The sequence below is a fragment of the Pseudomonas alloputida genome (genome assembly GCF_021283545.2).
Lineage (GTDB): Bacteria > Pseudomonadota > Gammaproteobacteria > Pseudomonadales > Pseudomonadaceae > Aquipseudomonas > Aquipseudomonas alloputida.
Genome location: NZ_CP128540.1, coordinates 2,989,101 through 3,010,088, shown reverse-complemented (window position 1 = coordinate 3,010,088; position 20,988 = coordinate 2,989,101). Strand labels below are relative to the sequence as shown.

The following is a 20,988-nucleotide window of genomic DNA, read 5'->3' as shown; positions in this document are numbered from 1 at the left end:
GAATGACCGACAAAGACCTCTACGGCGGGTTGATCCGCCTGCACATCCTGCACCACGCCGCCGAGGCTCCCATCTTCGGGCTGGCCATCATCGAAGAGTTGCGACACCACGGCTACGAGCTTAGCGCGGGCACGCTGTATCCGATGCTGCACGGTCTGGAAAAGAAAGGTTATCTGCGCTCGCACCATGAGCGTACCGGGCGCCGTGAGCGACGCATGTACGAGATTACCGATGAAGGCCGAGTCGCGTTGGCGGATGCCAAAGTCAAGGTCAGGGAGTTGTTCGGAGAGTTAATCGAAGGGCGCTGATGGCCTTATCCGGAGTGCCTGCGGCCAGCTACTTGCTTTCATGACCGCGCACTGACCGAAAGCAGTGGTCTATTAGCTACGTCCGCTTTTGGCCGATTCTGTTGAAAAAGTCGACCATGGTTTCCGCAGCAGAAAAGTATGCGTCCGAGATTGAAATCTTTACTTTCGGCAGAGGCTTCCGGACTCAGATTTCACGTAGCAGTGTGCAAAAAAGGCGTTTTAACCAGTCAATGACCGGGCTGTTTGGGCGAACCGACTTTTTCAACAGAGTCGGTCGATTTCTGCCGGTCAGGGCGTACCCGTGCGCGGTTCAAATTCGATGCAAACAACTGGTCAAGTCGAGTGCAAACGGGTGGTCAAGTCCATGCAATTACGCAGCATCCACTGATGCGGCAGTAGATGTTCGATCTCACTAGCTTTCTGCGTCGGCAATCGCGTCAGTACATCCTTGAGATATGCGTACGGATCATGCCCGTTCATGCGTGCCGACTGGATCAAACTCATGATCGCTGCCGCTCGTTTGCCACTGCGCAGAGACCCGGCGAACAACCAATTGGAGCGCCCAAGCGCCCATGGTCTGATCGTGTTCTCCACCGGGTTGTTGTCGATGGGTACGGCACCATCATCCAGGTAGCGCATCAGCGCTACCCAGCGTTTCAAGCTGTAATCCAGAGCCTTGGCCGTGGCCGACCCCTCGGGCACGAGGTCGCGCTGAGCCAGCATCCATTCATGTAACTTCTGTGCAATGGGCGCCGCTATTTCTTGGCGTAATCGCCATCGTTCTTCATCGCACATGTCTTTGGCCTGCCGTTCGACTTCGTACAGCCCGCCGATTGAGTGCAGCGCTTGTTCGGCCAACTGGCTTTTGTTCGCTGCATGCAGGTCGAAGAACTTACGGCGGGCATGCGCCATGCAGCCGATTTCGGTGATATCCAGGTCGAAGCTGGCCTTGTAACCCGCGAAGTCATCACAGACCAGCTTGCCGTTCCAGGTGCCCAGGAAGTTGCGCGCATGTTCGCCGGCGCGGCTGGGGCTGAAGTCGTAGACCACCGCCTTGAGGGCCGAGTAAGGCGTCGTGCAATAAGCCCAGACATAAGCTCGATGCGTTTTCTTCTCTCCGGGAGCCAGCATCTGCACCGGAGTTTCATCGGCATGCACGACTCGCTGAGCCAGCACCGCTTCGCGCAGTGCATCCACCAGCGGTTGTAGCTGTACGCCAGTTTGGCCCACCCATTGAGCCAGCGTTGAACGCGGGATCGCCAGGCCTGCACGGCCAAAGATCTTTTCTTGCCGGTACAGCGGCAGATGGTCAGCGAATTTGGCTACCATCACATGCGCCAGTAGGCCTGCGGTCGGGATGCCCTTGTCGATCACCTGGGCCGGCACCGGTGCTTGGATCAGTGTTTCGCACTGGCGGCAGGCCCACTTTCCACGTACATGCTGCTCAACGGTAAACACGCCAGGTGTGTAATCCAGCTTCTCGCTAACGTCTTCGCCGATGCGCTGAAGCTGGCACCCGCAGACACACTGGGTGTTCTCTGGCTCGTGACGAATGACGGTACGTGGGAACTGCGGCGGTAGCGGCGCGCGCTTGGGCTTTTGGCGGGGTTCGTCCGACGTTGGGGCGGGACGAAGCGCGTTCAGTTCTGCCTCGATAGCCTCAAGGTCGGTGTTGAGCAAGTCATCCAGCAAGCTGCCTTGCGCTGGGCTGATCTGCTCGCTGCGCTTGGCGAACTTGTGGCGCTTGAGGATGGCAATCTCGTGAGAGAGCTGCTCGATGATCGTCTCGTCACGATGGATTTTTCGCGCCATGGTGTCGACCTTCGACAGCAACTGCGCAGCGAGTGCGCGCAGTTGTTCGGGTGTCATTTGGGCGAGATTGGGCGAGGAAGTCATGCCGTGGATTTTACCAAAGCGATCCACCTGCCACAGCTGAAAAGCAAGGCTAAATCACTGTGATTGCGCCGTTAGCGCCAACTCGCTGCCATGGCAAACCGAGCACCAGCGCTTGAAGTTGTTCAGCGTCGAGCCCAACTTCCAAGCCGCGATGAGTGCCAGGCCAGTGAAACTTGCCTTGGTTCAAACGCCTCGCGGCAAGCCAGATGCCCACGCCATCGTGCACCAGCACCTTCATCCGGTTGGCCCGGCGGTTGGCGAACAGATAAGCGCAGTGCGGCTTCGCCGCACCGAACACAGCGACCACGCGGGCCAACGCAGTTTCGGTGCCGGCGCGCATGTCCATGGGCTCGGTGGCTAGCCAGATGGCGTCGATGCGCATCATTGCGAGAGGCTGCGGATAAAACGTGCGCAGCCGTCCGGGTCGGAGATGGGCCATTTTACCGTGATGGATTTGTCGCCCAGCGACAGTGCGATGACCACGGCTTCATCAGCTTGCCGTTTAGGAATCGGTTGCAGCGGTACAAACGCGGGAAGTGGCGCGACGGGTTTATCACGGTAAATCGGCAGCCACTTGCGAATCACGTTGGCATTGATGCCGTGGCTGATGGCGACGCTGGAAACTGAGGCACCGGGTTTCAGGCATTCCTGCACGACCTGGGCCTTAAAGGGTTTGGGATAGGAGCTTCGTTGGCGCATGGAAATCCTAGCGATAAGGGTGATCGCGTCCGCTTAAAATAGGCGGACACCATCGCCCTTAATTCCGGATTTCTGAAGGTGTGTTCTCTGGCCGCTTACGCAAGAGGTTGTGCCGCGCGATATGCTCATGGGCCTCGAGCTGCACGGCTGTAACGATCAGGCTGAGTAAGAGTAGGGCATCGCTATCCAATGAGCTTATAGGCCCCCGTTAAATTGGGAGCGTACCTCTCGGCGATGCGCGGAATACATTTAAACATCTGGCCGGATGCGAGTGGAGGTGCCTGCAGCACAACTGCCGTGGAAATACCTGCGCACGATCTTCAGCGCCGCGATGAGATGAAGCACGGGGCGTGGAGAGTTTTGTGGAGCATTTGGGCTGCGAAGGAACGCAACACACTGGCCTAGAGGTGGTTAGCAAGGTACGAGCATGACGAATCGCTCAGTTCTCCGTAATATGTTGGCACATCGCCATACAGGAGTTTCAGCGTAATGCCTACAGCCTCCATCTCCGCATACAAGGCAGTTTCACCCCTGCTCGCAAGAAACGCTGTGCCGAGAACAGGTACCGACAATCTGCCAGGCTATTACTCGACTCAGCACGATATGTGGGTTGTTGAGACACCTAATGGTACTCAGCCAGTTATTGCTCGTGGGGCGCTGGACGAGCTTCTCACCAAGACGAAGGTCAATAGTGAAGAGGATGACGACTCATTCGTGACGCTCGAAACGCTCACAAAAACATACTCCAAGCCCGAAAGTGACGACGATCTGGCCTCCAAGGGGCAGGCCCCTCATCTGCTCCAGCTGATGACCAAGACAGATACGGTGATCGAGGAGGATGACACGGGTGACAGCTATTGGGAAGCCTCTGCGGCAAGCGGTACTGCCGGGCGCGCTGGAGAAGGTGATGTTCACCTCACGGCTGCAGCCATTGACCGAAGCAGATGCGCCTGCGCTTGGCCTTGCCCCGTTGATCATTCAGGCTGAAGTGCCAAAAAAATATGATGTTCGCGTCACTGTCGTTGGCGCTCAGGTGTTCGCCACCGCCATCTGGTCTCAGGATAACGAAGAAACCGAAGTTGACTGGCGACGGGGTAGCCGGCCTGACTTACGACACGAGGCCATTAGCTTGCCCGTTCAAGTGGCTGGTCAATGTCGAGAGTTGGTGCACCGTCTGAACCTGCGGTATGGCGCTATTGATCTGGTGTGCGCCCCAGATGAAAAGCTGTGGTTTTTGGAGATCAATCCAAACGGTCAGTGGGCCTGGATCGAAAATCAAACCGGGTACCCAATTGCTGCGGCAATCGTTGATGAGTTGGAGATGATCCGAAATGGCCCGCTTTGATAGGCAGTTGTTTTGGCCGACCCTAGTTCCACCTACGCCTGAACAGGTTGCAGCAAATGACCAAATGCGCGCCGGGTGGAAAGCATCCATCAACGACGGCAATTGGGATCTGCAGAGCGAAATAGCGCTGGAAGAGGCGCGCCGGATGTACGACGCCGAACAGGAGCGTCGTAAAGGTGCTGACACGAAAGCAGGGGTCTATCTTGCGGCAGTAACCGCACTCATCCCGGTGTTGGTGTCGTTATTGCCGACTCTTTGGAGCGACAAGACCAGTAAAGCCCTTGGCGCCCTGTCGCTGGCGGTGTTTGCGCTTGCAGTGGCGTATGTCCTTCGAGCGGGGTACAGCGCGTTCTGCGTACTGCGCGTGAGCAATGCCCACACGGTGGGAGCCGGCGACATTTCGCGTTGCTGGAGCACGCAACAACCCGCCGCGAGCTTGGCTAAGTCTATCGCTATCAAAGTCATCGAAAACTACCCGGGCAACAACGCCAAGGTGAGCCATATCAAGCTGGCGCATGACTACCTCCTGCGAGCGTTTTTCGTTTTCACCGTGCTGCTGGCTGTACAGGCTCTGTGGCCTTGCGCGGCATGGGTGGTAGAAGAGATTGCCAAGCTCATGGCTCCCGAGGCGAGACGACCGTTGATGATGTGCTTTTCCTGACTAAGCACTGCAAACGAGCAGACCTAGCTCTATGTCACTGTGATAGTACAGGTGGCGCGGCTCGAATCCGGCTATTTAGCAATTTATGAAGAAGGGATGCTCATGTATTTACGTACGCTGGATGTTCAGGGCTTCAAATGCTTTGGGGAGACGTTCTCGATCGAACTCCATGACGGCCTGAACGTTCTGGTCGGCGAAAACGGGGCCGGCAAGACTGGCGTAGTTAGCGCGATACGACAGCTCTTCAATGACTCCGAGTCGGGCAAACGGGTTATCAGTGAGCGTGATTTCTACAGGGGGTTTGGCAAAGATGATGTCACGGCTGAGGAGATCAAAATTCAGGCGACCTTCTCCGGTCTCGACAAGAACGATGTCATCGCGTTTGACACCTGGTGCGGCAACCAGCCCGAGGCAAAACTCACGTTCACGGCACTAAACCAGGAGTCTCGTGGCAGGTTCAAACACCATACTTACGGTGGCCACGAGTACACCAAAGCGTTTGAAACCGAGAAATTGGACTATGTCCACTGCGTTTACCTACCGCCGTTACGCGACGCTGAAACCAAGCTTAGAGAAGGACGCCAGTCTCGCCTCGCGCGCCTGTTAAAAGCGCTCTGCCGCAAGGACATAGAAGCCGCCAGAAAGGCTCGTGTGCTGCATCCGCTGGAGCAGCATGTTGGGGACTTCAATCGTCAGCTATCAGAGAGCGATCAGTTTGCTATCAAAGCCGCCAACCAGCGAATTGGCGAGAGCCTAAAAGCTGCCCTGGGCGCTCATCTCTCTCAGGGCACAATGATCCAGTTTTCGGAAGTGAGCTTCTCTCGAATCGTGGAAGGGCTGAGGCTCCTGTACTTTCCAGACTTGAGCAAGGCTGACGCAGCACAATTTCGTGCGTTGGAAGAAAACAGCCTGGGCTACAATAACTTGCTGTACATCGCTTCTATTCTGGCAGAGCTGACCTACGAAGCCGATGCAGGGCAGGGCGAGAAAACGTACCTGCGCCTGCTGTTAATCGAGGAGCCGGAGGCGCACCTTCATCCCCAGCTTCAGCTCCGGCTCCTTCGGCATCTCAAGAAGGCTGCTGAGGCTCGCGGAATGCAGGTGATCATAACCACCCACTCGACTGTGATCACCGCTGCCGTATCCGTAGATCACGTTATCCATCTATCCAACCTCAATCGCCCCAAGGCTGTCCCCCTCAAGAACTGCGGTCTGCCCACGCAGAGCCGACAATTTGTGGACAGGTGGCTTGATGCGACGAAGTCGAACCTGCTGTTCGCCAAAGGCACAATCCTAGTCGAGGGCATAGCGGAGGCGATGGTCTTGCCGGCGCTCGCCAAAATTGTGCTGCAGCCCTTCGGCGAGGGACGAAACTCCCTGGACGACTACGGTGTGTCGGTTATCAATCTGGGCGGAATCTATTTCAACCATTTCATGCAGCTGTTCTGCAACGTCAAAGCCGAGCATCAAGGTGAAAACATCCCTGTCAGGTGCTCAGGACTGACCGACAACGATCCTCCAAAGTCAGTGATTGAGGACGATGGTGAGGGCGGTCAAAAGAGCGCTCCATTTCTGCCCCATGCAGACAACTGTATTGTCGGCGACAACCCGGCGCTGGGGTTACAAAAGCACATCGGCCTGTCAGAGTTCGCCCGGCTGTTTGCGGGGAAGTACAAAACTTTCGAGTACGATATCGCAATGGAAGGCAACAACCTCAAGACAATGCTGATCGTCGCTGCTGGGCTCTGGGAGGCCCAGAATGGAACCGTGGTGAAAGGCCTAAAAGCAGACGCGAAACTCGATTTTGCTGCCATGAGCTCCGCCCAGCGGGCGCCCTACGCCGGCGCACTACTAGATCGTATTGACTCCGATGACATTGGCAAGGGTATTTACGCCCAAGCCTTCGCAGATGTACTTGAGGCAAATGGGGCCGGCTTTGTTGTGCCGGTGTACATCCGCCAGGCCATCCTCTGGGCGTGCGGTCTGGAAGAGGCTGCGGCCTGATGGCGGCGCAGGATAAGGCAGCTCAAGCGGCTGCAGCCGACATCGAGTTCACCGACCAGCAGCAGAGATACATTGATGCACCGCTGGATAGGCACGTGTACCTGAGAGCCTGTCCAGGCAGCGGAAAAACTGAGGTAGTGGCCGCCAAGGTATGCAAGATCATCCAGGAATGGAACCATCACCCTTCTGGGATCGCTTTGCTCACCTTCCTCAATAGTGCTGCCGACGAGCTCCAGAGCAGGGTATATAAATACCTGCGCGAGCCAATGGGCTTGCCGCACTACATCTCCACCTTCGATAGTTTCGTGCTCACACACCTGCTATCGAGTATCGCCAGCGAGATCACAGGCTTTCAAGGCCGGGACGGCGACTTCCGCATTCGGATCATCGATAAATCAGCTGATATCTACCGCACGCGGAACAAGATCTGCGGGCGTACCGTTTCAGCCTGTCGCTACAACTACGATAAAGGATCCAAACGCTTCGTCTTTTCGACCAACGATCGGAAGTGGGATAACGAAGCCAACCTCGCCCAACAGGACGAGGCCGACCAAAAGACACTGTTGACGAACAAAAAGCGGCTTTGGGCCGCTGGCTTTGCGACCTACGGTGACATCGATATTCTCGCTTTGGTCGGCATGCAAGAAGAAAAATTCAAAGATTACTTCTCGCGTATTGCACGCCGATTCCCGTTGGTGATCGTCGATGAGTGCCAAGATTTGTCGGCTGAGCAGCTTTTGATCGTCAAAAGGCTGAGCCTACTAGGCGTAAAATTCCATTTTGTAGGTGACCTTAACCAGTCAATTTATGGTTTCAGGAAGTCGAATCCAGCAAGCGTGCGTCGGCGCATGGAGGAGCTTGGCTTCGAGGAGTACGTCCTCAACGAGAATTGGCGAAGCAGCCAAGCCATCGTAGATGTCTGTTCCAACATTCTTCAATCCGACCGTGTGGTGGGAAATCCCCGTATCGCTTCAGTAAAACCGAGGGTCGTCGAGTATCAGAACTGCCCGTCGGAGGTGCTTCCAGCCATTCGAGAAATGAGCCTGATACATGACAAGGTGGTGATCGTTGCGCGAGGATATACAACACTGCAGCGTTTACGTAATGGTAGAGCTTTCGAGGGCATCGAGCTGCTGGCGCTGGCCTGCCTAAACCTCAAAGCAGGCAGGTTGACGGACATACCGCAATGCCTGGAAACATTCGGTAAGTGGCTGGCGGCCCGACTAGAACTGCAGGTGACGAAAGCAGGCCCTTACTGCCCTATGGATATTGAGTCAAAACTGGCGTGGCGTGTATTCCTTCACGACGGCCTCCAGTTCTTGGTGGAACACGGCGTAGGAGATGGTAATCAAACTTGGTCGGACTGGGCCAGGGCAGCAAAAATTGCGCTTGGAAAGCTGCCAGATCAATCATTCGTACCTGTAGAGGTGCGTAAGCATTTAGAAGGGCTGAGAGGCCTTAATTTGCGAGCCCGTTCTGGGCAGGGGAAGATGCTGATCTCAGAAAGGTTGGCCGAGGTACCTGATGTAGTCGCCCAAGGTGACTGCCTGCGTTTCGAGACGATTCACGGCGTCAAGGGTGAAACACACGACGTGACTGTGGTTGTATCGTCACAGAAACCAGGCGTGCATCTGTCGCACTGGAAGGACTGGCTGCGTGACCGGACTTTCGAAGCTGCGAGATTTGCCTACGTGGCGAGCTCGCGGCCGAAGCATGTGCTGATTTGGGCAGTGAAAAAATTGAAGGCTGAAGATCGGCTAGTGCTTGAAGGCCTGGGATTCGAGCTCCCGTAGATGATTAAGTTAGGGGCGGCCAAGCGTTAATCGCGATGGGGAGGCGTTCCACAGGGTCAAGACACCGCAAGGCGGCTTGATTCAGGACAGCCGTGGGGCTAGGCGCTTAGCATCGCGTGAAGTGCGGTGACCATCCTGAATGAAAACCCTGCCCGGAGGCCCATAGCGCTCAAAGTCCAGGAGCTTGCACACGAGCAGCTGGGCCAGTACCCCGAAGCAGTCCAGGTCTATGAGGAAGCGCTGGCTTTGAATCCAAAAATTGGCGTTAAGCGCAGGCTGGCTTCAGTGGGTAAGCGGATCAAGACTTCGTAGCGGGGGCCGCGACTCATTGTTGCACCCATTTACACCCATTCGCACACCCCGATGACGATCACTTGCAAACCGCGATTGGCGCGATTCAGAAGTGTCGTCTGAAAGGGGGCGGCCTGGAGCTAGCGAGGAAATTGCGTCTTACCATCCAATCATCGGTCTTCAACGTATCCAAGATCGGCGCTAATCTTGGTGGAGCACTCACGCAGCAATGCCTCAAACTTCTCCGTTGCGCCGTCAGGATCCATCACGGCATCTGGGCCTGACAGGTTGATTGCAGCCGTCACTGTCCCTCGGTGATCTTTGATAGCCATGGCAATCGCGGTGGAGTAATCCGAACGATGCAGCACCCATCCTCGCGCCCTGTCAGCCTCTACCATCTCTTCAAGCTCAAGCTGAGTTCGTGGAGCGGGGGGAGGGTAATCGTCCAGACGGATGTGTTGGTAAAGCGCGGCAAGCTCGGCCTGGTCAAGGCCGGTGAGGAGCATCCGACCAATCGCAGTGCAATGGCATGCGATGCGGGTGCCAACTGGAATGTTCACGGATAATCGCTGAGCCGCAAACGCTCGATAGACATAAAGGCTTTCCGTGTTCTCCCGCACACTCAAATGGCAAGACAGTGAAGTGCGATCACGCAATTCATTGAGATGAGGCATCGCCACATCGACAATGTCGCGGCTGGCGAGGTAACTGAAACCATCGCTAATGACGCGGGCACCGAGCTCATACTGGGTGTTGCGTTTGTTCAAGTAGCCGGTGTCGGTCAACGTGAACAATATTCGGTACAGCGCGGAGGTGCTGACATTCAATCGTTCGGCAACCTCCTGCATGCTCAGGCTGCGCGTTTGGGCGTTGAACAGGCCGAGCACAGCAAGCCCTCGGGCGAGGGCAGGTACGCTGTAGTCGGCGTCCTTAACAGGTGCGTCATTCATCGTTTGTTGCTCTGGCCGGGAACGGGTGAACCATTTCGTGAGTGCTGCCTACGACCATCCGGGACGTGGTCTGTTTCAGCTCGTAGTCAGCACCGCACTACCTGAATCGATTAAAAAAGCACGTCGATTTCTAGAGTTCTACCATCGAACTCGGCCATCGCATCCATCACAGCGCCTTTGAAATATTCGAGCGAAGCACGATCACAGAGGATGTGAAAAATCGTGTCCGATGCAGAGCTGACATTGACAACAATCACATTGATTCTTGCCGCCGATGTCTGTGCAACAGCGCCTTGTGTAAACGCTGAACTGCGCAGATCAACCCCACACAGTTTTGCCATGACCTCAGCCGTGTGAACGCCGCTCAACTGCAGCCACGCATGGCTGTCCTCGCGAGGCAGAAGGTAGTTGGCTTGGTGATCCATCTCCCAGCGAGCTTCTTCATCGGCAATGCGCTGGCCTTTGTCTCGCAGGCTGCCCAGGATCAAATACTCCGTCTGCGACAGACGTGCCACTTGGCTACCGTCCGATTGAGTAACGGAGTGGTTGGGCTTACCAGGAAGGCTGAAGCCTCGTGCCTGCAGATATTCGCCACTCTGAGCACCACGAAACCCTACCCTTGGAAGCTCCGTGAGATCCACTAGCGCACATTGCTGGAGTAGGCTACGCCCGATTTCATTGAGATTGGACATATCAGAGCTCCTGGCGCTGGTTGTCTGGATCGAAGAAGGGGAGCTTCACGACGGTTGCCTGGACGACCACACCATCTTCTACTCGAATCGGGATCTGCTGTCCCGGTGTGCTTTGATCGAAGGCGGCATAGGCCAGGCCGATGATCTGATCAAGGCTTTGGGAGTATTCACAAGACGTCACATTGCCACTGATGTCCGCCCCCTTGAGCACGAGATGGCCCTCAAGTGGTTGCGGGCTTTTCTTGGGCAGCGTGAACCCCACCAGCTTGCGTTTTTGTGGCTGCGCTTCGAGGATATCGACGGAGCGACGCCCGACAAAAAACGACTTGGTACGGCTGACCGCCCACCCCATATCGATTTCGCTGGGGTGGGTCATGCCGTCGGTATCCTGACTGATGATTACATGGCCTTTTTCAAGGCGCAGGAGACGCTGGGTCTCGACACCAAACGGACGAATGTCGAAATCCTTGCCGGCCTCTATCAGTGCATCCCAGAGCTTCAGTGCATGGCGCGCTGGTACATGGATTTCGTAACCCAGTTCGCCCACAAAGCCCACACGCAGGAGCCGCGCCTTAATCCCGGCTACTGTGCCTAGACGAACCCCTAGGTATGGAAACCCTTCGGCGGACAGATCAAGATCCGAACAAACTTTTTCCAGCACCTTGCGCGAGTCAGGCCCCGCTACGTTGACTGCTGAGATTGCAGCCGTGACGTTGGCGATGTCGACGTTGAGACGCCATTGCGCGTTCCACTTGAGTATCTGTTGATAGATGCGATCTACGCCGCTGGTGGTGGCGGTGACGTAGAAGTGATTCTCGGCAAAGCGCGCGCAGACGCCATCGTCGATCACTACCCCGTGCTCGTTGGTCATCAGTGCGTAGCGTGAGCGACCTACAGGCTGCTTGAGAAACGCAAAGGTGTACATACGATTGAGGAACTCGGCAGCATCTGGGCCGCGCACGTCCAGACCGCCCAACGTCGAAACGTCGATGATGCCGACCTTCCTGCGCACATGCAGCGCCTCGGCCTGCATGCATTTGTCGCGCTCATTCGGTTTGCCATAGTAGGCAGGACGCTGCCATATGCCGGCAGGCATCATTTTTGCCCCTGCTTCCAGGTGACGGCGGTGCATCGGTGTCTGGCGGTACGGGTCAAACGCTCGCCCTGCAACATGGGCCAGTTTCTCAGCCTCAAATGGAGGACGCGCTGTTGTTACGCCGGTCTCACTGACGCTGCGTTGGGTCGAAGCCGCCACCAGCCGAGCGGTTGGCAGGGCCGAGTGGCGCCCTTGAGAGGGCCCCATGCCCACCGTGGAAAAACGCTTGACCAGTTGCACGTCCCGATAACCGATCTTCGTGGCGTTGATGATATCGCGCACCTGCAAATCTTCGTCGAAGTCGACAAAGTCCTTGCCTTTGGGGTGCGGGAAAATCGGCCATGGGAAATTGACTTGCGCTTCTGGGCGCAGCGGCAGTGGCTTGACGTCGATGACCAGACCTAGCGACGAAATGATTTCGTGGGCTGTGCGAGTGGCATCAGCGAGCACGTTGTCCAGTGCGTGGAAGCCATGGGCGGAACCTGCAACGCTGAGATTCTTCGGCAGGCCGCTGAGGGTGAACTCAGCCAGTTGATCGTCATAAGACAGCTTGCCGCCGGCTTGGCACAGCAACTGGTAGACCGGCATGTAGCCGCCGGACATGCAGAGCAAATCGCAATCCAGGTGAAAGCTGCTATTGGCGACCTGGCCGTGGCCGGTGATTTTTCGGATATCGACGCCACTGACATGGCGCATGCCTTTTTCATGCAGCGCCTCAAATACAGTGCTGCTGAGGTGGCAAGTGATTCCGCGCTGTTCCAGTGCAATCAGCAACGCGCGATCAGCGGGATTGGTACGCATGTCCACCAGCGCTGCAACCTGAACACCTTGCTCGTGCAGATCGAGTGCTGCGTAGTAACCGTCGTCGTTCCCCGTGAGTACCACTGCGCGTTTGCCAGGCTTTACTGCGTAGAGTTTCATCAGGCGCTGGGCTGCGCTGCTGAGCATTACCCCGGGCAAATCGTTGTTGCGGAAAATCACTGGCTGGTCGAACGAACCGCTGGCGATCAGGCACTGGGTGGCGCGCACTTTGTACATGCGTTTGCCCTGAATCACCGGCAGATAGTTATCGGTGAACCATGCGTTGCACGTAGCTTTCTTCAGCACTTGAATGTTGGCATGGCCTTCAACAGCGTTGATCAGCTCGCGGCGTAGGGTATCAGCACGATTGTTTTCGACATCGAAACGGGCATAGGTCAGTGAGCCGCCCAGAATTGGTTGTTGCTCAATCAACAACACCTTCGCGCCTGCATTGGCCGCAGTCAGTGCCGCCTGCAGTCCAGCAGGGCCAGCGCCGACGACGGCCAGGTCAGCGAACAGGTAGGCCTTGTCGAAATACTCGGGTTGGAATTTGAGATCCAGCACGCCGAGCCCGGCCTTCTTTCGAATAATTGGCTCCCAGAGTTTCCAAGCACCCTTGGGCTTGTAAAACGAGCGGTAGTAGAAGCCCACCGGCATGAACTTGGAGAACTTGCCAAGATACGCGTCTTTGTCGTTGTCTAGAGTACCGTTGAAATTTTGCCCGGTTACCTGCACACCATTTTCCAGCAGGTGAGTGTCGGCCAGTACGTTGGGCTCGTTCGGCAGTTGTACCAGGGTGTTGGCATCTTGGCCGGCCATGGTCAGCGGGCCGCGCGGGCGGTGGTATTTGAACGAGCGCGAGAGCAGGAAACGACCATTGGCGAGCAGGGCACTTGCGATGCTATCACCAGCAAACCCCTGATACGCCTTGCCATCGAAGCTGAAATGAAGAGGCTGATTGCGGTCGATCAACAAGCCCATGGGAGCGGGTAGGCGGCTCATTGCGCGGTCTCCTTGGCGGGGGTGAATTCAACGCGGGTGGTGAACAGCTCTTTGGGGTCGAAGGTGCGCAGGATCTCGTCGCTACCAGTGTGGCGTTCCGCCAAGAACCAGTAGCTGGAGGGGTTGTGCATCCACCACTCGCAAACCACGCCCAGCGTGTCATCGCTGTTGAACACGTAGTCGGCCCATTCGGCATCGGTACAAGTCTGCGGATCGGGCATCTGCTTGAACTCACCTCCATAGGTGAACTCGCTGATGTTGCGCGGCCCGTTGAGTGGGCAATTCATCACTTTCATGTCTTGCTCCTCAGTGGCTGGCCGCTGTCGCGCCCATCTCGTTGACTTGTTGGAAGGTTGAGAAACGCTCGAGGCCGAACGGCTGGATCAATTCAGGTACCTTGCCCCCACTGGCGACGAGTTCAGCCATGGTCTTGCCGCAAATGGGCGTAGCCTTGAAGCCCCAAGTGCCCCAACCGGCATCCAGGTAATAGTTCTTCACCGGGGACAACCCCATGATCGGGCTGTAATCCGGAGTCATGTCGGTGATCCCGGCCCACTGACGCATCAGCTTGGCATTGGCCAAGAACGGGAACATCTCGATCGCGTGTGCCAGCAGGCTTTCTTTCAGATCCAAAGTTGAGCGTGTGTTGAACAGCGGGTACGGATCCGAGCCACCCCCAAACACCACTTCGCCACGGCTGGTCTGTTGCACGTAGCAGTGCAGGGCAGAGGAGCTCACCAACGGGTCAAGGAATGGCTTGAACGGCTGGGTCACCATGGCTTGCAGAGGGAATGTCTGGATCGGCGAGCGGATACCCGCTTTCTTCATCAACTGCGAACTCATGCCCGCCACTGCCTGCACTGCGCAGCCGCACTTGATGGTGCCGCGATTGGTTTTAACCGCTTTGATGGTGCCGTTCTCGATCACCAGCTCCTGGACTTCGGTGAGCTGATGGATTTCCACGCCGCGCTTAGCAGCCTGTTTGGCGTAACCCCATGCCACGGCGTCATGACGGGCAGTCGCGCCGTCTATGTGCCAGAGACCTGCGATAACCGGAAGATGCCCAGGATCGAGGTTGAGTGTCGGCACGAGCTCGCGAATCTGCTGACGGTCGAGCATTTCGGTGCGACCGCCGAAGTGCTTGTTGACCTCGGCACGCTGACGGAACGAGCGCACGGTGGCGTCAGTGTGGGCGAGCGTCAGTTGGCCGCGATGGGAGTACATGATGTTGAAGTCGAATTCGTTGGACAGACCTTCAAACATCCGCACTGACTCGGCATAAAAGCGCACACCCTCGCTAGTGAGGTAATTGGAGCGGATTACCGCTGTGTTGCGCGCCGTGTTGCCGCCGCCCAGATACCCCTTCTCTAGCACCGCAATATTGGTGATGCCGTGGTACTTGGACAGGTAGTAGGCGGTTGCCAGGCCGTGGCCACCGCCGCCGATGATTACCACATCGTAGGAAGGTTTGAGCTCCTTGGGAGCAGGCAAATCTACTTCGACCGGGTATTCAGAGCTGAGCCCGTATTTCAGGAGATTGAAAGGCATGCGGCCTCCGAGGAAACGCGTTGTGCATGAGCCTGCTGAACCGCAGCGGTAACGGTGTTCTTCATTAGAAACGCAATGGTCATCGGCCCAACGCCGCCGGGCACGGGAGTGATGGCCGAAACCTGGGGCAGTGCGCTGTCGAAGTCGACGTCACCAACGAGCTTGCTGCGACCGTCTTCGTCGATGCGATTAATGCCAACGTCGATGACCAGTGCTCCCGGCTTGAGCCAGCTCGCATCAATCATCCGAGGTCGACCGACGGCGGCAACGACAATATCTGCCTGCCGGCACAGGGCCTTGGCATCGATGCTGCGGGAATGCACCACAGTGACCGAGCAATGCGCTTGGAGCAAAAGAGCGGCCATAGGCTTGCCGACGATATTGGATCGCCCGATGACCACTGCATGTTTTCCGCTTAGGTCGCCGCAAGCCTCTTCAAGCAGATGCATGCAGCCGCTGGGGGTGCATGGCGTCAGTACGTCGCGCCCCTGGCTCAACCCACCGACGTTTTCACTGTGAAAACCATCTACGTCCTTGCCGGGGGCAATAGCCTGTAAGGCGCGCGTTTCTTCAATGTGCTTGGGGAGGGGGAGTTGCAGCAGAATTCCATTCACCGCCTTGTCTGCATTTAGGTCTGCAATCAGCTTGAGCAATTCTTCCTGCGAGGTTTCCTCACTCAGGCGATATTCGAGGGATTTGATCCCCGCTTCTTCTGCACGGAGGATCTTGTTGCGCACGTAGACCTGGCTGGCAGGATCTTGCCCGACGAGTATCACAGCGAGCGCGGGGAAGATGCTGTCGGCTCTCAGTCGGTCGACGTCTTCTCGAACCTGCTTCATCACACGGGCTGATGCCGCTTTGCCGTCAATCAGTTTGGAGGTGCTCATCGGAAGATCACCGTCCTGTCGTCGTTCAGGAAAACCCGGTGCTCAAGGTGATATTTGACTGCTTTGGACAGGGCAACGGTTTCAGTGTCGCGGCCGATGGCGACCAGATCGTCTGGCAGATACGCATGGTCAACGCGCTGCACTTCCTGCTCGATGATCGGGCCCTCGTCCAAATCGCTGGTGACGTAGTGAGCTGTCGCGCCAATCAGTTTCACACCGCGCTCATACGCTTGGTGATAGGGCTTAGCACCCTTGAAACCAGGCAAGAACGAGTGGTGGATGTTGATCGCGCGTCCCGAGATCTGCTGGCAGAGATCGTCAGAAAGAATCTGCATGTAGCGGGCAAGGACTACGAGGTCAGTCCCGGTCTCGTCCACGACTTTCATCAGCGCGGCCTCCTGCTGAGCCTTGGTCTCCTTGGTCACAGGCAGGTAGATGAATCGAATACCTTCGCGCTCGGCCATAGGGCGCAGATCAAGATGGTTGGACACGATGGCGGTGATCGTCATGTCCATCTCGCCCTTGTGATAGCGGTACAGCAGGTCGGTGAGGCAGTGATCGAATTTGCTGACCATGAGCAATACGCGCATCGGCTGGCGCGTGTCGTAGAGCTCCCACTGCATGCCGAACGCTTGTGCGACGTCTTCAAAGCCGGCTTTGAGCTGGGCGATGTCGCCTTCGTGGCCATCGTTGAAGCGAAATACGGCCCGCATGAAAAATTTTCCGCTCAACTCATCGTCGAACTGCGCCATCTCACCGATATAACAGGCGTTGCCCGCTAGGTACGAGGTCACTGCCGCAACGATGCCGGAGGTCGCAGGACAGCTGATTTTGAGAATGAAATGGTTTTTTTCATGTTGCATGATCAGTCCTCAGATGTGCGCGGTGTGGATTCCGGCAATGGATTCATCGGTAAAACTTGGATTTGTCCGCGAACAAATATTCACAAAGGGAATTAAATATTCTGGATGGGGGATTTATAGGCGAATTGACCCGTCACGTCTACACGACTGGGAAATAATTTTTACTGGCAGGAATTTCAGGGGGAGGGTTGTAGCTGGGGGGAGTCAGGCGAAACCGAGTCCAGGTGCCGCCTGGACTCGTGGTAAAGCGGGTGATCAGGCCTCTGCGGATGCGTAGTTCATGATCGACAGGAGGCGAATCGGGACGCTTACCAGCTTCTCCGGGCCATGAGGGATTTCAGCATCGAATGTCAGGCTGTCACCTACTTCCATGTGATAGAGCTGGTTGCCGTGGCGGTAAACCAGCTCACCTTCCAGCAGGTGCAGAAATTCAGTGCCTGGGTGAGAGAAGGTCGGAAATTCTTCGCTAGCGTCATCCATGGTCACCATATAGGCCTCGAAGCTTTTCTTGGGCCCACGGGTGTGGTTCAGCAGGTGGTAGGTATGGCCTTTCTCGGTACCACGACGAACTACCTCCAGCCCTTCATCATGCTTGACCAAAATCGCGCTGCTGTCCTGCTGGTCATACTGGCTGAACAGTTTCGACATTGGCATGCCGAGCACGTCGCAAAGGCGGCTCAGGTTTTCAAGGCTGGTCGACACCTGAGCGTTTTCGATCTTGCTCAGCATGCCCTGGCTGATTCCGGCTATGCGCGCGACGTCTGCAAGCTTCAATTCTTGCGCCTGACGCTGTCGTTTGATCTGGATGCCCAGGTACTGCTCAAGCTTGAGCTTGGGTTGGCTTTCGTGTGTGTTCATGGCTCGCACCAATTCCGTACAGTAAAATTATTTTCGCACAGAGAATGTGCAATTTTTTTGGCGTCTGTTAGGATCGCTCATGTTTATTCGTCACGGGAAAGATATTTTCCCATAAATAAGGCAGGAAGGCCCCTCCTGGCATCGACTTTTTCGGTAGCAGGTGAGAGTTGGCAAGCTCGTTGCATTCCTAATGGGAAACTAAATTTCCTGATCGTAATAATCAGATCGGGCAACCAATCAACCTCCCACCATGAATTGCTACAGCCAGGAGTCATGTCCATGTTGCCACAAGAAATACAGCGCCTGATCGAGACACACGGAATCAAGTATGTCCTGGCTCAGTTCGTAGATATCCATGGTGCAGCCAAAACCAAATCAGTACCTATATCGGGACTTGAAATGGTTTCCGAATCTGGGGCTGGGTTTGCAGGGTTCGCGATCTGCGGGATGGGTATGGAGCCGCACGGCCCTGATTTTATGGCTAAAGGTGATCTGGCATCGCTCACACCAGTTCCATGGCAGCCAGGCTACGGTCGTGTGGTATGCATCGGGCATGTAGAAGATAAGCCTTGGCCGTACGACAGCCGCTACGTTCTGCAGAAACAGGTCGAGCGCTTGAGTGATCGTGGCTGGTCGCTGAATACAGGGCTGGAGCCTGAATTCAGCCTTTTCAAGCGCGACGAGCAGGGCAAGCTGCAGATGGTCGATGCCAGCGATGATCTGGACAAGCCGTGTTACGACTACAAAGGGCTGTCCCGCTCGCGTGAGTTTCTTGAGCGTTTGACCGAAGCACTGCAGCCGGTGGGTTTCGACATCTATCAGATTGACCACGAAGACGCCAACGGCCAGTTTGAGATCAATTACACCTACAGCAACGCCATGGAGTCGGCGGATCGGTTCACCTTCTTCCGCATGGCTGCCGGTGAGATTGCTAACGACATGGGCATCATCTGCTCATTCATGCCAAAACCTGATCCCAAGCGTGCGGGCAATGGCATGCACTTCCACCTGTCGATCAGCAGCGCGACCAACAAAAACCTATTCCACGACGCGAGCGACCCGAGCGGCATGGGCCTGTCGAAAATGGCCTACCACTTCGCTGCAGGTCTCCTGGCGCATGGCCCGGCCTTGTGCGCCTTCGCCGCCCCAACGGTCAACTCCTACAAGCGTCTGGTGGTGGGCAACTCTTTGTCCGGAGCGACTTGGGCTCCAGCCTTCATCGCTTTCGGCGCCAATAACCGTTCGGCCATGGTTCGTGTCCCGTATGGCCGCCTGGAGTTCCGGCTGCCGGATGCTGGCTGCAACCCATACCTGGTGAGCGCGGCGATCATCGCTGCAGGGCTTGACGGCATCGACCGCAAGCTGGAAATCGACCAGGTCTGCAACGAGAACCTCTACAAATTGAGTCTTGAGGAAATTGCTGCTCGCGGCATCAAGACCTTGCCTCAGTCGCTGAAAGAAGCCTGTGATGCGCTTGAGGCTGACCCACTGTTCGCCGAGGTGCTTGGCAATGAAATCGTGGGAGAGTTCATCAAGCTCAAGCGCATGGAGTGGGTGGAGTACAGCCGTCACGTCTCGGACTGGGAAGTGAAGCGCTACACCGAATTCTTCTGATTTAGCCAGTTTAACCAACCATTTCTGACTCCCTGCCAATGGGTAGGGGGTCTCATGCCTGGGAGTTAACGATATGTGTGGAATTGTGGGGCTATACCTGAAAAATCCGGCGCTGGAGCCCCAGCTCGGCAAACTCTTCGAACCCATGCTGGAGGCCATGACTGATCGAGGCCCCGACAGTGCTGGCTTCGCCATTTACGGCGACGAAGTCGCTGATGGCTGGATCAAGTTGACCTTGCAAGCAGCGAACGATGACTACGACTTCAGAGCGCTGGTAGGCGCACTGGAGGGCAAGCTCGCAGCGTCTTTGGACTGGTTCCAAAACGCGAGTGCCATCGTTTTGAAGATCAAGGCTGAGGAAGCAGCCGTACGTTCCGCTTTGGCCGAGCTGGCCCCGGGCGTGCGCATCATGAGCGCCGGCAAAAGCATTGAGATTCTCAAGGGTATGGGCTTGCCAAAAGAGATCTCTGAGCGCTTCGGCTTGGGTTCGATGAAAGGTAGCCACATCATCGGGCACACCCGCATGGCGACTGAAAGCGCTGTCACTATGGAAGGCAGCCACCCATTCTCCACCGGGGCCGATCTGTGCCTGGTGCACAACGGCTCACTGTCCAATCACTTCCGTCTGCGTCAGGAACTGCGCCGTGAAGGGATCAAGTTCGACACCGAGAATGACACCGAAGTCGCAGCCGGTTACCTGGCGTGGCGTCTGCAGCAAGGCGACAGTCTGAAGACCGCCTTGGACAGTTCGCTCGAAGCACTGGACGGCTTTTTCACCTTCGCAATTGGCACCCGCAATGGATTCGCCGTGATCCGAGATCCGATTGCTTGTAAGCCGGCAATTCTTGCCGAAACCGACGACTACGTCGCAATGGCTTCGGAGTACCAGGCGCTGTCGAGCCTGCCAGGCATCGAGAAAGCCAAGGTCTGGGAACCTGTTCCGGCCACCATGTACATCTGGGAACGCGAGTCGGCTTAAGGAGCACGCACATGAAAACTTTCGATCTTAGCAACACCACAGTGCGTGACCTTAACCAGGCTCTGCACGATCAAGCGAAGACCCTTGAGGAAAGAGAGTGGGTCGTCACTCATCCTGGCGGCGCGCACAACATCGCCGTCGGCGTAAACGAAGCAGTGTCCGTGGATATCCAGGGGCATGCCGGCTACTACTGCGCCGGTATGAACCAGAAGGCTTCCATCACTGTGCACGGGAACGTCGGCGTTGGTTGCGCTGAGAACATGATGTCTGGCTATGTCCGAGTAAAAGGTAGCGCTTCGCAAGCAGCGGGCGCTACGGCTCATGGCGGTCTGCTGGTGATCGAAGGCGACGCCGGCGCCCGTTGCGGGATCTCGATGAAAGGGATCGACATCGTGGTCGGCGGCAGCATCGGCCACATGAGCTGCTTCATGGGGCAGGCGGGACGCCTTGTGGTGTGCGGGGACGCTGGTGATGCGCTGGGTGACTCTCTGTACGAGACGAAGATCTTCGTCAAAGGCAAGGTCGAGTCGCTGGGTTCTGACTGCATCGAAAAAGAGATGCGCCCGGAGCACATTGAAGAGTTGCAAGCGCTTCTGAACAAAGCCGGCTTCAACGAGAAAGCCAGTGACTTCAAGCGTTACGGCTCGGCTCGCCAGCTGTACAACTTCAAAGTCGACAACGCCTCCGCGTACTGATTCAGG

At 56.4% G+C, this 20,988-nt stretch carries 19 protein-coding genes and 1 pseudogene; 9 read left to right on the top strand and 11 right to left on the bottom strand.

The window, feature by feature from the left end; genetic code table 11:
* The first annotated feature begins 2 nt into the window (after positions 1–2).
* A complete protein-coding gene (locus tag LU682_RS13675; RefSeq protein ID WP_009405714.1) occupies positions 3–308 on the top strand; it encodes a PadR family transcriptional regulator in 306 nt (101 codons plus the stop codon).
* A gap of 333 nt (positions 309–641) precedes the next feature.
* On the opposite strand, the gene tnpC is transcribed toward LU682_RS13675, so the two are convergent.
* Genes tnpC through tnpA form a run of 3 tightly spaced genes read right to left on the bottom strand, consistent with a single transcriptional unit; the run spans position 642 to position 2,903 of the window.
* Positions 642–2,204 carry an IS66 family transposase gene (gene tnpC, locus LU682_RS13670; protein ID WP_009405712.1) on the bottom strand — a complete coding sequence of 521 codons (1,563 nt, stop codon included), beginning with the start codon at positions 2,202–2,204 and terminating at the stop codon, positions 642–644.
* Positions 2,205–2,253: 49 nt separating this feature from the next.
* A complete protein-coding gene (gene tnpB, locus LU682_RS13665; protein WP_009405710.1) occupies positions 2,254–2,589 on the bottom strand; it encodes an IS66 family insertion sequence element accessory protein TnpB in 336 nt (111 codons plus the stop codon).
* Entirely contained in the window at positions 2,586–2,903 is a 318-nt protein-coding gene (gene tnpA, locus LU682_RS13660; protein ID WP_009405708.1) for an IS66-like element accessory protein TnpA, read from the bottom strand. Before tnpA ends, tnpB begins: the two co-directional genes overlap by 4 nt.
* A gap of 853 nt (positions 2,904–3,756) precedes the next feature.
* Between tnpA and LU682_RS13655 the strand changes: the two are divergent.
* The 5 genes and pseudogenes from LU682_RS13655 to LU682_RS13635 form a co-directional block, all read left to right on the top strand.
* A pseudogene (locus LU682_RS13655) lies at positions 3,757–4,248 on the top strand (MvdC/MvdD family ATP grasp protein); the annotation flags it as partial.
* Positions 4,235–4,909: a hypothetical protein gene (locus tag LU682_RS13650; RefSeq protein WP_181098006.1), complete on the top strand. Its 675-nt coding sequence runs from the start codon at positions 4,235–4,237 to the stop codon at positions 4,907–4,909. The pseudogene LU682_RS13655 and the gene LU682_RS13650, both read left to right, overlap by 14 nt.
* A 102-nt stretch (positions 4,910–5,011) precedes the next feature.
* Positions 5,012–6,913 (top strand): ATP-dependent nuclease, encoded by a 1,902-nt coding sequence (locus LU682_RS13645; protein WP_181098033.1) that lies wholly within the window; start codon positions 5,012–5,014, stop codon positions 6,911–6,913.
* Positions 6,913–8,706, top strand: a complete 1,794-nt coding sequence (locus LU682_RS13640) for a UvrD-helicase domain-containing protein (RefSeq protein ID WP_232856734.1) — start codon at positions 6,913–6,915, stop codon at positions 8,704–8,706. The genes LU682_RS13645 and LU682_RS13640 overlap by 1 nt, the downstream gene beginning before the upstream one ends.
* Before the next feature lie 126 nt (positions 8,707–8,832).
* On the top strand, positions 8,833–9,018 hold the full coding sequence (locus LU682_RS13635) for a tetratricopeptide repeat protein (RefSeq protein WP_181098007.1): 186 nt from the start codon (positions 8,833–8,835) through the stop codon (positions 9,016–9,018).
* 149 nt (positions 9,019–9,167) lie between these two features.
* Here the strand turns inward: LU682_RS13635 and LU682_RS13630 are convergent, their stop codons facing one another.
* From LU682_RS13630 to LU682_RS13595, 8 genes are all read right to left on the bottom strand, one after another.
* The gene (locus tag LU682_RS13630; protein ID WP_181098008.1) at positions 9,168–9,947 is read right to left on the bottom strand and encodes an IclR family transcriptional regulator; all 780 of its coding nucleotides are present in this window, start codon (positions 9,945–9,947) and stop codon (positions 9,168–9,170) included.
* 110 nt (positions 9,948–10,057) lie between these two features.
* On the bottom strand, positions 10,058–10,639 hold the full coding sequence (locus tag LU682_RS13625; protein WP_181098009.1) for a sarcosine oxidase subunit gamma: 582 nt from the start codon (positions 10,637–10,639) through the stop codon (positions 10,058–10,060).
* Position 10,640: 1 nt separating this feature from the next.
* Entirely contained in the window at positions 10,641–13,538 is a 2,898-nt protein-coding gene (locus tag LU682_RS13620; protein WP_232856732.1) for a 2Fe-2S iron-sulfur cluster-binding protein, read from the bottom strand.
* The gene (locus LU682_RS13615; protein WP_181098011.1) at positions 13,535–13,834 is read right to left on the bottom strand and encodes a sarcosine oxidase subunit delta; all 300 of its coding nucleotides are present in this window, start codon (positions 13,832–13,834) and stop codon (positions 13,535–13,537) included. Before LU682_RS13615 ends, LU682_RS13620 begins: the two co-directional genes overlap by 4 nt.
* Before the next feature lie 10 nt (positions 13,835–13,844).
* On the bottom strand, positions 13,845–15,086 hold the full coding sequence (locus tag LU682_RS13610; RefSeq protein WP_181126947.1) for an FAD-dependent oxidoreductase: 1,242 nt from the start codon (positions 15,084–15,086) through the stop codon (positions 13,845–13,847).
* Complete coding sequence (gene folD / locus LU682_RS13605; RefSeq protein WP_181098013.1) at positions 15,068–15,973, bottom strand: bifunctional methylenetetrahydrofolate dehydrogenase/methenyltetrahydrofolate cyclohydrolase FolD; 906 nt, start codon at positions 15,971–15,973, stop codon at positions 15,068–15,070. The genes LU682_RS13610 and folD overlap by 19 nt, the downstream gene beginning before the upstream one ends.
* On the bottom strand, positions 15,970–16,836 hold the full coding sequence (gene purU, locus LU682_RS13600; RefSeq protein WP_181098014.1) for a formyltetrahydrofolate deformylase: 867 nt from the start codon (positions 16,834–16,836) through the stop codon (positions 15,970–15,972). Before purU ends, folD begins: the two co-directional genes overlap by 4 nt.
* A 255-nt stretch (positions 16,837–17,091) precedes the next feature.
* Entirely contained in the window at positions 17,092–17,694 is a 603-nt protein-coding gene (locus LU682_RS13595) for a helix-turn-helix domain-containing protein (protein WP_232885686.1), read from the bottom strand.
* A gap of 279 nt (positions 17,695–17,973) precedes the next feature.
* Between LU682_RS13595 and glnT the strand changes: the two genes are divergently transcribed.
* The 3 genes from glnT to LU682_RS13580 all read left to right on the top strand — a co-directional run bounded on the left by glnT (position 17,974) and on the right by LU682_RS13580 (position 20,982).
* Positions 17,974–19,308, top strand: coding sequence for a type III glutamate--ammonia ligase (gene glnT, locus LU682_RS13590; RefSeq protein ID WP_181098035.1), 1,335 nt, complete (start codon positions 17,974–17,976; stop codon positions 19,306–19,308).
* A 73-nt stretch (positions 19,309–19,381) separates the two neighbouring features.
* Positions 19,382–20,287 (top strand): class II glutamine amidotransferase, encoded by a 906-nt coding sequence (locus LU682_RS13585; RefSeq protein ID WP_181098016.1) that lies wholly within the window; start codon positions 19,382–19,384, stop codon positions 20,285–20,287.
* A gap of 11 nt (positions 20,288–20,298) precedes the next feature.
* On the top strand, positions 20,299–20,982 hold the full coding sequence (locus LU682_RS13580; RefSeq protein WP_016487085.1) for a GltB/FmdC/FwdC-like GXGXG domain-containing protein: 684 nt from the start codon (positions 20,299–20,301) through the stop codon (positions 20,980–20,982).
* The last annotated feature ends 6 nt before the right edge of the window (positions 20,983–20,988 follow it).

Excerpts from the sequence above, each read along its gene's own strand:
- LU682_RS13675 (WP_009405714.1), top strand. The coding sequence starts at position 3 with ATGACCGACAAAGACCTCTACGGCGGGTTGATCCGCCTGCACATCCTG.
- LU682_RS13585 (WP_181098016.1), top strand. The coding sequence starts at position 19,382 with ATGTGTGGAATTGTGGGGCTATACCTGAAAAATCCGGCGCTGGAGCCC.
- LU682_RS13640 (WP_232856734.1), top strand. The coding sequence starts at position 6,913 with ATGGCGGCGCAGGATAAGGCAGCTCAAGCGGCTGCAGCCGACATCGAG.
- LU682_RS13580 (WP_016487085.1), top strand. The coding sequence starts at position 20,299 with ATGAAAACTTTCGATCTTAGCAACACCACAGTGCGTGACCTTAACCAG.
- LU682_RS13610 (WP_181126947.1), bottom strand. The coding sequence starts at position 15,086 with ATGCCTTTCAATCTCCTGAAATACGGGCTCAGCTCTGAATACCCGGTC.
- tnpB (WP_009405710.1), bottom strand. The coding sequence starts at position 2,589 with ATGATGCGCATCGACGCCATCTGGCTAGCCACCGAGCCCATGGACATG.
- LU682_RS13625 (WP_181098009.1), bottom strand. The coding sequence starts at position 10,639 with ATGTCCAATCTCAATGAAATCGGGCGTAGCCTACTCCAGCAATGTGCG.
- LU682_RS13620 (WP_232856732.1), bottom strand. The coding sequence starts at position 13,538 with ATGAGCCGCCTACCCGCTCCCATGGGCTTGTTGATCGACCGCAATCAG.
- LU682_RS13615 (WP_181098011.1), bottom strand. The coding sequence starts at position 13,834 with ATGAAAGTGATGAATTGCCCACTCAACGGGCCGCGCAACATCAGCGAG.
- tnpA (WP_009405708.1), bottom strand. The coding sequence starts at position 2,903 with ATGCGCCAACGAAGCTCCTATCCCAAACCCTTTAAGGCCCAGGTCGTG.
- LU682_RS13595 (WP_232885686.1), bottom strand. The coding sequence starts at position 17,694 with ATGAACACACACGAAAGCCAACCCAAGCTCAAGCTTGAGCAGTACCTG.
- LU682_RS13630 (WP_181098008.1), bottom strand. The coding sequence starts at position 9,947 with ATGAATGACGCACCTGTTAAGGACGCCGACTACAGCGTACCTGCCCTC.
- glnT (WP_181098035.1), top strand. The coding sequence starts at position 17,974 with ATGTTGCCACAAGAAATACAGCGCCTGATCGAGACACACGGAATCAAG.
- purU (WP_181098014.1), bottom strand. The coding sequence starts at position 16,836 with ATGCAACATGAAAAAAACCATTTCATTCTCAAAATCAGCTGTCCTGCG.
- tnpC (WP_009405712.1), bottom strand. The coding sequence starts at position 2,204 with ATGACTTCCTCGCCCAATCTCGCCCAAATGACACCCGAACAACTGCGC.
- LU682_RS13650 (WP_181098006.1), top strand. The coding sequence starts at position 4,235 with ATGGCCCGCTTTGATAGGCAGTTGTTTTGGCCGACCCTAGTTCCACCT.
- LU682_RS13645 (WP_181098033.1), top strand. The coding sequence starts at position 5,012 with ATGTATTTACGTACGCTGGATGTTCAGGGCTTCAAATGCTTTGGGGAG.
- folD (WP_181098013.1), bottom strand. The coding sequence starts at position 15,973 with ATGAGCACCTCCAAACTGATTGACGGCAAAGCGGCATCAGCCCGTGTG.